The sequence below is a fragment of the Pantoea sp. F_5 genome, assembly GCF_008631595.1.
Classification (GTDB): Bacteria; Pseudomonadota; Gammaproteobacteria; order Enterobacterales; family Enterobacteriaceae; genus Pantoea; species Pantoea gossypiicola.
Genome location: NZ_VWUO01000002.1, coordinates 241,194 through 254,764, shown reverse-complemented (window position 1 = coordinate 254,764; position 13,571 = coordinate 241,194). Strand labels below are relative to the sequence as shown.

Below are 13,571 nucleotides of genomic sequence, written 5' to 3'. Positions count from 1 at the left end.
ATCAGTTCCCTCTCGCCAGGCCGTTGAGTTCGGCATGCTTCGCATCCGGCGCAACCAGTAACGTGATTTCAACACGACGGTTACGCGCGCGATTCTCTGCACTGGTGTTTGGCACCAGCGGATTGCTCTCGCCGCGCCCTTCCGCTTTCACCCGTGACGGCTGCGTCAGCTGCTGTTGCAGCAGGGTCTGCACCGAACGGGCGCGCGCCAGCGACAGCTCAAAGTTAGAGGCAAAGCGCGCACTGCGGATCGGCACGTTGTCGCTGTAGCCAATCACCTGAATCTGGCCGCTCACATTGTTCATGGCCGCCGCGATGCGCTGGATCACGTCAATGTAGCCGCCGCGCACCTCGGTCGCCGCCGAAGCAAACAGCCCATCCCCTTTCAGCGTCACCACGCTGCGGTCCGCTTCATCACGCACCGCCACCAGTCCGGCATCAATTTCCGGCTTCAGGAAGGCGCGCAGGTTGAGCGTGGCAGGCGGAGGCGGTGCCGGGTTGCCGATCTTCACTTCCGGCAGCGCCGTCTGATAGATGCGGGCCAGCACCGGCGAGGTGTAATCGCCCAGACGCCAGTTGAGCACGATGTAGAACAGACAGGCGGCCAGCCCGGCGACTGCGGCGCAGGCCCACAGCGGGATCATCGGCCGCCACAGCTTGCGCAGCACCGGCTGATCGGTGGGATGCGGTGACAGCGCCGCGGCGTAACTGCCGCGCACGCTTTTGATCATCTGCAGCAGGCGCTGTTTGATGGTCTCAAGCTGCGAGCGGCCATTGTCCAGCACCCGGTAGCGTCCTTCGAACCCCAGCAGCAGGCAGAAGTAGATCAGCTCCAGCATCAGAATGTGACGTCTTGGGTTTTGCGATAGCTTCGCCAGCAACTGGAAAAACTTCTCGCCGCCCCAGGTTTCGTTGTGAAAGGTGACCAGCAGACCGTTGCTGGTCCAGACGCCGCGACTGCCCCACGGCGTCAGCGCCGCCGCCTCATCCAGCGCGGTACAGAGACAGTAGCGCGCGCCGATGATCACTTCGTAGCCGAGGCCCGACTGCTGGCAGCTCAGCTCAAAGCGGCGGATCTGGTCGATCAGCTGCTGACGCAGTTGCGCCGGGTCTTCATGCGACACCGAATGGCGGATCTGTGGAATCGTGTTAATCAGGGGGTTGGCCGCCGCGACCAGCACATTCTGGTGGCTGGCATCCGGCGCAAGATCGCTGTGTGAATGTTGTTGTTCCTGCATCATGCTGCGTGCTCAGTTTATTATTCTGACTGACTGCGGATGGCCCAGAACTCCATGTTCAGGCCCGGAAACTCACCGGCAAGGTGCAGCGCAAAAGCGCCTGAGCGCTCCATCTCTTTCCATAGCTCGCTGTTCTTATCCAGTTCGAAATAGCTGTATCCGGCATGCCACGGGATCTGCGGCGGCGCGCCGGGCATCGCCCGAAGAGCCAGACCCGGCAACTGCAGCTGCACCAGATCGCGGATTTTGCTGACCGGCGCGACTTTCATCTGGGCCGGGAAATGGGTTTTCAGGGTGTCGGCCGGCACGCTGGCTTTCACCGCCAGCACAAAGCCGAACTCATGCACCATGCTGCTCTCCGGCACGGTTGCGACGTTCAGGCCGTGCGAACGCTGCGTCAGCGGCAGCTGAATGGCGCTCTCCTCCATCACCTGCGACAGACCCTGACGCAGCAGCAGCGACAGACGGCTGAAGCAGTTATGCAGGTCATCATGATCGTAGAGCGGCAGTCCTTCCGGCGCGCGCGCGGGCGTCCAGGTACTCAGCTCTGCGGCCAGTTGCAGCCAGTGGCTATAGAGGGTTTCAGGATGCAGCAGCGGCAGATGTTGCAGATGGCTGTGCAGGCCAAGCTGACGATTGAGCAGCGCCAGCAGCATAAAATCGACCATGTCGGCGCTGTTGAAGCGGCCGGTGCCGGGTGCACGCTGACTCAGCTGCTGGCTGCGCTGCTGGATCAGCCCGTGCAGGTCGTTAAACATGTTTTGCAGCGGACGGCTGCTGTTCAGGGTCAGCATCGGCGGGATGTAGTCGCTGTCGAGCCGGATATGGTTGTCGCTGCGTTTTTCTATTACCTGCGCCACGCCCATTGCGGTCCACTCGGCGGTCAGATCCTGCTCCAGCATCAGCCGCAGGCGCAGCTTGCCGAACTGTACCGTCGCGCTGCCCACGGCCTGGGCGTTGTCATCTTCCACTTCCGCTTCCCAGGCCAGATAGCGCGCCAGAGAATCCTGCGACTCCTGGAAGGCGACGGCTTCGCGGCCATTGCGCCGGGTCGGTATCGCCAGCACCACTTTGCTGCGGTCTACTGAGGCCGGCAGATCAAGCGGTGCCGGGCCATGCTGTGGCTGGCTGAAGGCGAAAAACGTGCCGTCTGGCAGACAGCCGCTGGCCGCGCTCAGTGCCAGTTTGCCCTGACGCAGCAGCGCTTCATCAAACTCAAGATCGTAAAAGCCCCAGGTGTAGACGCGCTGTGACTGACCCCATTCACGCAGGGTGCTGAGAAGATAATTTTCTGACTGCTGGAAATGGTGAGGACGCAGAAACATCCCTTCGGTCCAGACGACCTTTTCGGCTCTGTTCATCGGCATCACTGTTTTTCCACGCGAAGGCCATTCATTCCCGCCACGATGCGCGCATTCAGCTCGCTATCGTCACGTTGCCAGAATGCCCAGAATGAGGGCGACTCCGCTTCGGGAACCGGCAGCGACAGTCGCCACACCTTGCCATCCAGCGCCTGATATTCCGCCATGATGCCGATGAAGCGCGCCTCAGGCAGGCTCTTAATCCGCAGCGTTTTGCTGCGCTGCTCTGGCGTCAGGAAGAATTGCTGGGTGTTAAGCTGCGCACTGCCCAGCACCGTTGCGGACTGGTTTTGCAGGGAGTAGAAGTCTGCTGACATGAACTCCGCATCGGAACTCAGTAACACCACACGGACCTTCAGCGGCGCACCGCCGTTCAGCTGATTCTGCCCCTGCACATCCAGGTTGTAGTAAGCCACCGGCGGCGTGCTGTTGCTGCTACTGCAGGCCGCCAGCAGCCACACCAGCAGTACGATCAGCCCACCGCGCAGTTGTGTTGTTCTCATCATCCAGCCCTCCCTGCTCAGTGCGATTAGTTGATGATCCAGGTTCCGTTAGTGCTGTTCTGACAGGCGGTGCTGTCACCGTTAACCGCGACGCAGGTTTTTTTCTTGCTGCTGCGCACGCGGCGTTTCGGCTGATCGGCTTTAACGGTCTGGTCGTAGAGTGCGCTTTTCACCACGGCGCGGAATGGCACATAGCCTGTCAGCTGGACGGTTGCCTGCGGCGGGGCAGGATGAGCAGCATCTTTCACGGCAGCGGTGGCGCTGTCCGGCTTAGCTTCTGCTGCGGCCTGAGCAGGTTCACCCAGCGCCAGCCAGTTGTTCTCGACCTGACCAATCACGGTGTAGCTTTCGCCGGTTTTCAGCGTCTCTACCACCTTGCCGCCGTAACCTGGCTGGCTCATCACCGAGCCGGGATAGAGCGCGCGATAGGTTTCATTGACCGGGCTGAATTGCGCTGGCAGTTTTACGGCATAACGGTGACTGATCGCCACACCGTCCACCGTGGTGGTGACCAGGGTGTCATCGGTCATTTTTGGCGGGGTTTTACAACCGGCGACTGAAAAAACAAACATCAGGCCTAACGCAACGCGGAGCTTCACCATTTTTTTCATGTTGTGTTCCATTCATACCTTGGAGAGTGGCCAGAGGCCGGGTGTCAGTAATGAAAATCAGAGATGTCATCTGCGCAGGAAGCCACTTAGTGCCAGATTAAAAAATAATCCTTAAACAAAAAGCGCCTAAGCGTCTTGCTGCGAAGCGTTAACCGATCAGCAAAAGTTAAGTATAAAAAAGCAACATCGGGGACGTAAACGGGAAAAGGAAGGAATCTGACCTGGCAAACAACGATCAGAAACATGATCAATTTTTTCCCGGCAAATTTAATAAGGTGGGGTAAACCCAAGCTTTCCTTATGCCATCCCTGGTCGAAAAACCGTCGCATTGAATTAAGCCGATAACAGTGAGTCAATTATCCGGCAGTAAGAAATGACACATTACGCCCGAATAATTTTCATTATATTGCTTTATTTTCAATGCTTTATAACTTTATAGAAATTTCATAGCTACCGCACGAGTCAGGTAGATCCTGCCCGTAGGTCTGAAATTACAATCCATGTGTAAATATTAGCTGCGAGTTTACAGAAGATTGACAAAATTTCAACGGCCCACTTTCACAAGAATTTACTTAAGTAAAGTTTATCTAATTAAGTTAATACAAATAGGAGTTACTTTTAAGCACTCGGTTAGGACTAATCTTAGCAACATGCGAAAGTATGAAGTATTTTTGCACATAAATAAGTTTATTCTGAGAATGGCATTAAAAGCACTCATGTTTTAAATGGTTCTGATTTAAGCCAAATCAAAAGAAGTTCATGTCGCGCAGGCAGCCATACTCAGCGCTTTGCGTCAGCCAGCAGCGCGATAAATGCCTGATTATCAGATGGTTAAGCAGCCATGCGCCTGGCGTGGCGCAGACAGAGAAGGGATAGCGATTAAGACGCAATAAGCGAAGCGTGAAGCAGGACAGGCCCGCTTTAAGAACAGACTGATTAATTGTGCTTTACCGGCTCGCTTAATCAGCAGCTCACAGCCGACAGAGCATAAAAAAACCACGCCGTAGCGTGGTTTAGTGAGAGAGCGTGCCGCATTAAGCGATCATCAGAAGAAGCCCAGCGGTTCGATGCTGTAGCTGACCAGCAGGTTTTTCGTCTGCTGATAGTGATCGAGCATCATTTTATGGGTTTCACGCCCGATGCCCGATTTTTTGTACCCGCCAAAGGCAGCGTGCGCCGGATAGAGGTGATAACAGTTTGTCCAGACGCGCCCCGCTTTGATTGCCCTGCCCACCCGATAGGCACGGTTGATATCGCGGGTCCAGACGCCGGCACCCAGGCCATAAATCGAGTCGTTGGCGATGCTGATCGCTTCCGCCTCATCTTTAAAAGTAGTGATGCCGATCACCGGGCCAAAGATCTCCTCCTGGAAAACCCGCATGCTGTTGTTACCTTTCAGCAGGGTTGGCTGGATGTAGTAGCCGCTATTGAGTGAGTCATCCAGCTTCTCTACGCCGCCGCCCACCAGCACTTCTGCGCCCTCCTGCCGTGCCACCTCAAGATAAGAGAGGATTTTATCGAACTGCTGCTGCGAGGCCTGCGCGCCTACCATGGTATCGGTGTCGAGCGGGTCACCGCGTTTGATGGTTTTTACCCGCTTCATCACCGCCGCCATAAACGGCTCGTAGATCGACTCCTGCACCAGCGCACGCGATGGACAGGTACAGACTTCACCCTGATTCAGGAAGCCCAACACCACGCCTTCGGCCGCTTTCTCAATAAAGCTCTCCTCCGCCTGCATGATGTCTTCAAAGAAGATGTTCGGTGACTTGCCACCCAGTTCGACCGTCGAGGGGATCAGACTTTTGGCGGCCAGCTCCAGAATGTGCCCGCCGGTAGCGGTAGAGCCGGTAAAGGCGACCTTGGCGATACCGGGATGGGACGCCAGCGCTTCCCCCGCCTCTTTACCAAAGCCGTGCACCACATTCAGCACGCCCGGTGGCAGCAAATCTTTAATCAGATCGACAAAGATGGTGATCGACAGCGGCGTCTGTTCAGCCGGTTTCAGCACCACGCAGTTCCCTGCGCCCAGCGCCGGGGCCAGTTTCCAGGCCGCCATTAACAACGGGAAGTTCCAGGGGATAATCTGCGCCACCACGCCCAGCGGCTCATGGAAATGGTAGGCGGCGGTGAACTCATCAATCTCTGCCGCGCTGCCCTCCTGCGCCCGGACGCAACCGGCAAAGTAGCGGAAGTGATCGACCGCCAGCGGCATATCAGCCGCCAGCGTTTCGCGCACCGGTTTACCGTTATCCCAGGTTTCATAGACCGCCATGGTCTCCAGATGCTGTTCCAGCCGATCGGCAATTTTCAGTAGCAGCAGCGCGCGTTGTTGCGGTGAGGTTTTGCCCCATGCATCCGCTGCGGCGGCTGCGGCGGCCACCGCGTTATCCACATCGGCTCCGTCTGAGCGCGGAAACTCACCGGCCGCCGAGCCGTTTACCGGCGAGGTGTTAGTAAAGTAGTTACCCTTCACCGGCGCGACGAATTCACCATTAATGAAGTTGCCATAATTCTTCTGTAGCGTAATCAGAGAACCCTGTTCTCCGGGGGCAGCGTAACGCATGATCATTCTCCTGACAGGTGACTGACGTAACAATGATGAAACTTATTATTAACATGAAGGATCATTGTGAGCCTGTCAGGTCTGTTAACCGGAAACTGTGACCGCCCCGAAGGAATAGGCGTTTACGCTGCGCTTAGAGAAAATTCCGACTTTTCCCCGAAAGCGTAGTCAGCGAGAAACTTGTGCGGCACAAAGGGGGTCAACCTGAGGATGAATTCATTCCGGAGATAAGCATGCTGGCTTCAGCTTTTACCCAGATGCGCGCTAAAGCCAATTTCGTGCATCAGTTTATCCGCAATCCGCGCAAGATGGGCAGCATTACCCCCTCGTCAGAGGCGTTGTGCCGGACGATGATTACATCGGTGAAATGGCCTGAAGCGTCACGCATCGCGGAACTTGGTGCAGGCGATGGCGTACTGACCCGACAGATACTGGCACAGATGTCACCCGACGCCACGCTTGATGCCTTTGAAATCAGCACTACGCTGGCAGACAAGCTAACCGCGCTGGAGGATCCGCGCATGACCGTGCGTACCTGTTCTGCGGAGTATCTGAACGGCAACTATGACGTGATCTTCTCCGGCCTGCCGCTGCTCTCATTACCGCCCGAACTGCGTGAAGCCATTCTGCGAGCGGTCTATAACGCCCTTGGCCCGGACGGCGTTTTTGTCCAGTTTCAGTACACCTCGCTGACCCAGCCGGATCTGTCGCGTTACTTCACCTGGGAGCGCCAGCGGGTGCTGAAAAACGTGCCACCCGCCTGGGTCTATCGCTGCACGCGTCACTACGCGCCCTGAGCACGATCCACTGCCGGGCGCGTCTGTTGCCAGAACGTCACCAGCAACTCGCGCGCCCAGTCTTTGCCCTCAATCTCGTTGGCCCCATCCTCTTTGCAGCCTGGCGGCGTACAGACACTCATAATGTGCCGTGAAAACTCGGGATGAAACTGTACCGAGAGCGCCTGCGGTGAATAACGCACAATCTGACAACCATCGCGCGCAGAAGCCGCCAGCACCTGCACCCCGGACGGCGCGCTGACAACCGACTGACGATGCGACAGCCAGACGCTGAAGTCGGCGGGCAGCTTCTGCAGCAGCGGGTCGCACTGGGCCTGATCAGAGCAGCGAATGGGTAACAGACCTCGTTCCCAGCCGTTGGGATTGTCTGCCACTTCACCGCCCAGCGCATAGGCCATCAGCTGATGGCCGTAACAGACACCGAGCAGCGGCAGACCCTGATCAATCGCCGCTCTGACCCAGGCGGCGCTGCGCTCACTCCAGTCGGCGTGATCGGTGACCATCGCCCAGGAACCGCTGAGGATCGCGCCGGAAATCTTGTCAAAATCGGGTAAGGCTTCGCCCAGATGGGGCCGCACAATCAGGTACTCATCGGGTTGCAGATTCAGTGCATCAATAAACCAGCGCGGCTGTTCACCAATCTCTGAAACGACGTTTGCAGGCGGGACTTCAAGCTGAATCAACGCAAGGGGTAAGGCGGACGTATAGGTCATACCGAATCGGTTCCTTTAAGAAGTCGTTTCAAATCAGTCTGCCAGCATCGCGCCCGAAAGTCTCATCAGGCTGCACCGCCATCGCAGAAAATTTCTCACTGCGATTGGCTGGAGTGCCGCAGTTCGTGCCATCATTAGCGGGCTAAGCAAAAATCATCAAAAGGATATTATCGTGGCTGTGCGGCATTTTTTTCTGATTCTGATGGTGGTTTCTATCTGGGCCTTCAACAACGTGGCGGTGAAATGGGGCCTGCTGGAGCTGCCGCCGCTGTTTCTGACGTTTATGCGCTTTGTGGTCGTCGCCATCGTGCTGGTGCCGTTCTGCCGTATTAACCGTCAGCAGTTGCCCTGGCTGCTGTGGCTGGCTTTTACCTTCGGCTTTATGCATTTCTCGCTGCTGTTTGTCGGCCTGCGCTATACCGATGCCGGTACCGGCGCGATTGTGGTGCAGCTGGGCACACCGATTGCGATGTTGCTGGCGATGGTGGTACTGAAAGAGAAGCTGAAGCTGGTGCAGCTGCTGGGTATTATGATTTCGCTGAGCGGCGTGGTGGTGCTGTCGGGTAGTCCGACGATTCCCTCGTGGTGGGTGCTCTGTCTGCTGTTGTGCAGCGCCACCGGCTGGGCCGTCAGTAACCTGATAGTGAAAAAGTCACCGCCGATTAAACCGCTGACCATGACCGGCTGGATTGCGTTTCTGGCGATTCCCATCGTCGGTGGCTCCAGTCTGGTGATGGAATCCCATCAGCTTTATGCGCTGCAGCATGCGGGCTGGCGCGGCTGGTTTGCCATTCTTTATAGCGCCATCGCCTCGTCGATTGTGGCCTATACGCTGTGGTATATGCTGCTGAAGAAATATAACGTCAATCTGATCATGCCCTACTCGCTGCTGACGCCGGTTTTATCGGTGGTGATGGGGATTATCGTGCTGGGTGACAGCCTCAACAGCTTCAAGATTATCGGGGCATCGCTGGTGATTCTGGGCACGGCTATTGCGGTGCTCAACCTGCGAAACCTGCGGATGCATGCCCGCTTCCCGCGCCTGCGGCGACGTTGATCCTGCGTGCTATGCTTGAGAAATCACCCCTTTCAGGAAGCACAACATGGACTCACAGCTTGCCGCCGCGCTCTGGCAGCAGATGCAGCAGGGATTGCGGGGTCGTGACGACGCCTTGCCTCTTCCTGCCTTCCTTGATCGCGCCACCTTCGCTTCTGCTTTTGCCGTCAGTGAACTGGCAGCCACCAGCATCGGTCTGGCAACCCAGGCCACCGCCGCACTGATCGCCGCATCCTGCCCTGAATATCGCTCTCCGCCTGTCGCCGTCAATGTACGCCTGGCGTCGCGCTGGTTTCAGCAGAGCTTTATTCCGCTGAACCGTGCTGCGCCCGCGATGTGGGATGCGTTTGCTGGTGACTATCGCAGCCGCGATGGCTGGATCCGCCTGCACACCAACGCCGCGCATCACCGGCAGGCGATGGAGCAGGTGCTGGGCGCGCACGCCGATCGCGCGGCGCTGGCACAGCAGGTGCAACAGTGGCAGGCCAGCGAACTGGAGCAGGCGATTATTGATGCCGGTGGCTGCGCCGCTGAAATGCGCAGTGCCGCCGCCTGGCAGCTGCATCCGCAGGGCCAGGCCGTGCAGCATGAGCCGCTGTTTAGCTGGAAAACAACACTCGCGGCACCTGCTCCGGCGTGGCCGCTGGCCGAAGCGCGTCCGTTACTGGGCATCAGGGTACTGGATCTGACACGGATTATTGCCGGGCCGGTCGCCACGCGGTTCCTGGCCAGCCTGGGAGCCAGTGTGTTGCGCATCGATCCGCCCGGCTGGCAGGAGCCGACGCTGGATGAGGAGATGAGCTGCGGCAAACGTCGGGCGGTGCTCGACCTGACCCAGCCCGCCGATCGCGATCAGTTTATCCAGCTGCTGCGTGAAGCGGACGTGCTGGTGCATGGCTACCGGGCGGATGCGCTGGAACGGCTGGGGTTTGATGCAGAGACACTTCAGTCACTCTCACCCGGTCTGGTTGATGCCGGTCTGAATGCCTGGGGCTGGCAGGGGCCGTGGCGCAATCGCCGGGGCTTTGACAGTCTGGTGCAGATGGGGTGCGGCATTGCTGAACGCGGCATGCAGTGGCAGCAGAGCGACAAACCGGTTCCGCTGCCGGTGCAGGCGCTGGATCACGCCACGGGCTATCTGCTGGCGGCCGCCGTGCTGGAAGGATTACGGCGACGCGTTACGCAAGGAGATGGCAGCCAGGTGCGGCTGTCGCTGGCACGCACCGCGTGGCTGTTGCAGCAACATCCCACCGGTGAGCACGCGGGTTCCGGCATTGTGCCGCAGGTTAAGGATAACCTGCCCTGTTACGAGTTAACGCCATGGGGGTTTGGGGTCAGGCTCAGGGCAGCCGCCTGGCTGCCCGGCACCCCGCAGCTCTGCGCGACACCGGGCTGTGCGCCGGGTTCACACCCGGCGAGGTGGTGGAACCAATAATTAGATAATTAGAAAAACCATCTTGATGACATTAGATTGATATCTTATCATTTGCCCATGACTCAGGGACGATGTTCATTAAGATGGGGTGCGGAATGGTCAGGGTGGACTGGTCCAGGCGGGCTTTGAAGCATCTTATGAAAATCGATAAACGTTACCAGAAAATCATTTACCAGAAGGTAGGTGAGTTGGTCAGTTTCCCGGTCGTCACATTAGATATTAAAAAAATGCAGGGCAGCGATAATCACTACCGGTTGCGGATTGGCAACTACCGCGTCCTTTTTACATTAACCGGAGGCGAACCGGTGATTCTGGAAATTACAGAGGTAGCCCGAAGAACGTCAGTCACTTACCAGAGTCTATTGATGCCCGGCGGTTTCATCTATAACCACTCGCATCCATAACCCCTGCATCGACTTACAGAGTCCCGGATAAACTATGTCAAAACAGTACATCTATGATGAAGCAGGCAAACCTCAGTATGTGGTCTTGCCGGTGGCGGAATATGAAAAGCTGCTCTCGGCCAGCGATGACGCGTGGGAAACGATCCCCGTAGAAACTGACGAGCACGATGATGAGACGATCCCGCATGACGTTACAGGGATTATGATTGAGCAGGAAGTGAGCCTTCAGGCGGCATGGCGTATATTGCGGGGTTTAAGCCAACAGGATGTGGCTCAACAGCTAGGCACCACGCAGAGTGCGATCTCTCAACTGGAACGACCCGACAGTAAGCCGCAGAAAAAGACGCGTGAGCGTCTCGCAAAACTCTATGGCTGCCGACCCGAGCAACTGATCCTGTAAACCTTCAGAATAAACGCGATTCAGGTTTCAGCGGATAATCACGCTGTATCCGGAGAATTTTCTCAAGATCCCGGCCGTTAAGATGATTTAATTATGTGCGCCAGGTTCACACCCGGCGCAGTAGTGAATCAGGCGTCTGGCGCTTCTTCGCTGCTCTCGAGCAGTTCGTTGTACATCGCCTGAATCGCTTCGCGGCTCAGCATCGCCAGCGTGCGATAGAACGCCGTGGTTGCATGCGCTTCCACTTTGCCCAGGAACGTTCCGCACCACGGCAGCAGGTACTCTTCAAACAGGGCCAGCTGCGCTGCGCTCTCATCTTCCGCTGACTGATCCTCCAGCCAGGATGCGGCCAGCAGCAGCACGCCAAAATGGTCAGCAGGCGCATCGCTCAGCGGCATGCCGCGTGAGGTTAAGAATGCACGTACTTCCGGCTCCGTTTTGCCTTCCGGCCACTGTGAGGCGTAAGGCGGCACATTACAGTCGCTGCCGACAAACAGCGCATTGTAATCGGCGGCCAGCGCCTGCGGATCGCTGTTCTGTTGCAGACGCGTCAACAGCTCATCCTGCTCCAGCGGCCACTGCGACTGCAGTTTGCCTTCACGCAGCAGCGTGAACAGCGGCACCAGCAGCGGGTCCTGCGGCTGACGATTAAACAGTGAGCCGATCACGCGGCACAGAATGGAAAACTCATTCATGAGTCAGATTTCCTTGAGGCAAAATAAATTAAAAGTCAGCCAGTTCAGCAATAGGTTTGCCGCTACGCATTTCCAGAAAGTCGAGCAGGCGACGCGGCGTGACATTTAACACCCGATCTTCAGGAAAATCCACTTCGCGGGCAATCCGCAGGCAGTGATCGAAATGGCCCAGCGTAAACGCGGTGTGGGAATCGGAACCAAACGCCAGTCGTCCCCCGGCATCGCGCACGGCGGCGGCGATAGCGCGGCAGTTAGGTTCGCTGCCCGGACGCGAATGGGTAAAGGAGGAGTTGTTCAGCTCCAGCGCCACGTCATAGTGCGCTGCGGCCTCGGCAATCGCCGGGATATCGACCGGGAATTTCGGGTTGCCCGGATGGCTGATGATATGAACCAGTCCACCCGCCATGGCGGCGATCATCGCGTCTGTGTGATGCTTTCTGTCGCGCGGCGCATAAACCGGCTCGTGAAAACCGGCGACGATTAAATCCAGCGCATCGAGCATCGGGCCGGAACAGTCGATCTCACCCTGCTGGTTTTTAATGTTGGCTTCGATACCGCGCAGAATCCCCACGCCATCAATCACGCGCGGCCAGACGCGCATGTTAATGAAGTGCCAGTAGTGCGGCGCGTCAGCCATGTCGGGGCCGTGGTCAGTAATGGCAAACAGCTTCATGCCGGTTTGTTTCGCCTGGGTCACGTAGTCGTGCAGCGTGCTGTAAGCATGCGTACTGGCGATGGTGTGCATATGCAGATCTACCGGATACATCCTCTTCTCCTGCTGAATGCCCCTGACGGGGCCGGTTCATTAATAGCCGCGCTGACGGTCAACTCTGCCCTGCGGCGGCTCGCCTGCCTGATCCTGGGTGATGGCGCGGGCGATGTAATCGATAGCTTCGTCGATCAAGGTTACCGCCGCATTATGAGGCGTGATCGTGACGCGCGGATGTGACCAGAGCGGATGCGCTTCGGGCAGCGGTTCAACCTGAAATACATCCAGCGCGGCCGCTTTCAACTGCCCGCTATTGAGCGCAGCCAGCAGGTCCGCTTCCACCACTTGCGCGCCACGTGCGATGTTGAGGAAGAACGCGCCGTGCGGCAACTGCTCTAAAAAGTGCTGGTCGATGAGATTGATCGTCTCGTGCGTGCTCGGCAGCAGGTTGATCACCACACGCGTCTCCTGCAAAAACGCAGGTAGCGCATCGCGTCCGGCAAAGCTGGTCACGCCGTCGATTTCTTTGGGTGAGCGGCTCCAGACACGTAACGGGAATCCCCAGGGTTTCAGGCTCTCCGCCACGCTCTGTCCCAGCACGCCCGCGCCCAGAATCCCGACGGTGAAGCTTTCACGCGGGTAAGCGGGCAGCGGCTGCCAGCACTGTTGCTGCTGCTGAAGACGGTAGTCGTCAAAACGACGGAACCAGTTCAGTACGCTATGAACGGCGTACTCCTGCATCTGGCGCGCCATTCCGGTATCTTCCAGCCGGTAGAGCGGCACGCTGTCGGGCAGCATCTCAGGGTGCTGCTGCAACTGTTTCAGAATCTCGTCAACGCCTGCACCCAGCGCAAAGACGCCGCGCAGTGTGGCGCGCCCCTGCAGCATCTCTGCGGGGGGTGAACGGACCAGCGCGTAATCTGCTGGTCCGTTGTCGCCTGGTTGCCAGGCACGTACACGCGCATGTGGCAGACGCTGTTGTAAACCGTTAATCCAGGCCGCTGCAGACTGCGACGGGTGATACCAGATGATCTCCATCCTGCTCTCCTTTTTTCTTTCAGCGTCGGGGAAAAGTGAGGTGAG

General features: G+C 57.7%; 14 protein-coding genes. 5 read left to right on the top strand and 9 right to left on the bottom strand.

Going from position 1 to position 13,571, the window contains the following annotated elements:
* Position 1: 1 nt before the first annotated feature.
* From F3I44_RS03695 to F3I44_RS03675, 5 genes are all read right to left on the bottom strand, one after another.
* The gene (locus tag F3I44_RS03695; RefSeq protein ID WP_150009563.1) at positions 2 to 1,240 is read right to left on the bottom strand and encodes a DotU family type VI secretion system protein; all 1,239 of its coding nucleotides are present in this window, start codon (positions 1,238 to 1,240) and stop codon (positions 2 to 4) included.
* Between the two features lie 17 nt (positions 1,241 to 1,257).
* Positions 1,258 to 2,598 (bottom strand): type VI secretion system baseplate subunit TssK, encoded by a 1,341-nt coding sequence (gene tssK, locus F3I44_RS03690; RefSeq protein WP_013357569.1) that lies wholly within the window; start codon positions 2,596 to 2,598, stop codon positions 1,258 to 1,260.
* A 5-nt stretch (positions 2,599 to 2,603) separates the two neighbouring features.
* Positions 2,604 to 3,104, bottom strand: a complete 501-nt coding sequence (gene tssJ / locus F3I44_RS03685) for a type VI secretion system lipoprotein TssJ (protein WP_150009565.1) — start codon at positions 3,102 to 3,104, stop codon at positions 2,604 to 2,606.
* Between the two features lie 23 nt (positions 3,105 to 3,127).
* Positions 3,128 to 3,724 carry an SH3 domain-containing protein gene (locus F3I44_RS03680; protein WP_150009567.1) on the bottom strand — a complete coding sequence of 199 codons (597 nt, stop codon included), beginning with the start codon at positions 3,722 to 3,724 and terminating at the stop codon, positions 3,128 to 3,130.
* A gap of 1,033 nt (positions 3,725 to 4,757) precedes the next feature.
* A complete protein-coding gene (locus tag F3I44_RS03675) occupies positions 4,758 to 6,278 on the bottom strand; it encodes an aldehyde dehydrogenase family protein (RefSeq protein ID WP_150009569.1) in 1,521 nt (506 codons plus the stop codon).
* A 233-nt stretch (positions 6,279 to 6,511) separates the two neighbouring features.
* Between F3I44_RS03675 and F3I44_RS03670 the strand changes: the two genes are divergently transcribed.
* Complete coding sequence (locus F3I44_RS03670; protein WP_150009571.1) at positions 6,512 to 7,075, top strand: class I SAM-dependent methyltransferase; 564 nt, start codon at positions 6,512 to 6,514, stop codon at positions 7,073 to 7,075.
* Here F3I44_RS03670 and F3I44_RS03665 read toward each other — a convergent pair.
* Entirely contained in the window at positions 7,063 to 7,788 is a 726-nt protein-coding gene (locus F3I44_RS03665; protein ID WP_150009573.1) for a glutamine amidotransferase, read from the bottom strand. The two genes, F3I44_RS03670 and F3I44_RS03665, sit on opposite strands and share 13 nt — an antisense overlap.
* 172 nt (positions 7,789 to 7,960) lie before the next feature.
* Between F3I44_RS03665 and F3I44_RS03660 the strand changes: the two genes are divergently transcribed.
* The 4 genes from F3I44_RS03660 (at position 7,961) to F3I44_RS03645 (ending at position 11,084) form a co-directional block, all read left to right on the top strand.
* Positions 7,961 to 8,845, top strand: coding sequence for a DMT family transporter (locus F3I44_RS03660; protein WP_150009575.1), 885 nt, complete (start codon positions 7,961 to 7,963; stop codon positions 8,843 to 8,845).
* Between the two features lie 46 nt (positions 8,846 to 8,891).
* On the top strand, positions 8,892 to 10,280 hold the full coding sequence (locus F3I44_RS03655; protein WP_150009577.1) for a CoA transferase: 1,389 nt from the start codon (positions 8,892 to 8,894) through the stop codon (positions 10,278 to 10,280).
* Positions 10,281 to 10,375: 95 nt separating this feature from the next.
* Positions 10,376 to 10,684 carry a type II toxin-antitoxin system RelE/ParE family toxin gene (locus F3I44_RS03650; protein ID WP_150009923.1) on the top strand — a complete coding sequence of 103 codons (309 nt, stop codon included), beginning with the start codon at positions 10,376 to 10,378 and terminating at the stop codon, positions 10,682 to 10,684.
* A 34-nt stretch (positions 10,685 to 10,718) separates the two neighbouring features.
* On the top strand, positions 10,719 to 11,084 hold the full coding sequence (locus F3I44_RS03645; RefSeq protein WP_150009579.1) for a helix-turn-helix domain-containing protein: 366 nt from the start codon (positions 10,719 to 10,721) through the stop codon (positions 11,082 to 11,084).
* Positions 11,085 to 11,212: 128 nt separating this feature from the next.
* On the opposite strand, the gene F3I44_RS03640 is transcribed toward F3I44_RS03645, so the two are convergent.
* Genes F3I44_RS03640 through ghrA form a run of 3 tightly spaced genes read right to left on the bottom strand, consistent with a single transcriptional unit; the run spans position 11,213 to position 13,526 of the window.
* On the bottom strand, positions 11,213 to 11,779 hold the full coding sequence (locus F3I44_RS03640; RefSeq protein WP_150009581.1) for a molecular chaperone: 567 nt from the start codon (positions 11,777 to 11,779) through the stop codon (positions 11,213 to 11,215).
* A gap of 28 nt (positions 11,780 to 11,807) precedes the next feature.
* Positions 11,808 to 12,545, bottom strand: a complete 738-nt coding sequence (locus F3I44_RS03635; protein ID WP_150009583.1) for a phosphatase — start codon at positions 12,543 to 12,545, stop codon at positions 11,808 to 11,810.
* Between the two features lie 39 nt (positions 12,546 to 12,584).
* The gene (gene ghrA, locus F3I44_RS03630; RefSeq protein ID WP_150009585.1) at positions 12,585 to 13,526 is read right to left on the bottom strand and encodes a glyoxylate/hydroxypyruvate reductase GhrA; all 942 of its coding nucleotides are present in this window, start codon (positions 13,524 to 13,526) and stop codon (positions 12,585 to 12,587) included.
* Positions 13,527 to 13,571 lie beyond the last annotated feature (45 nt).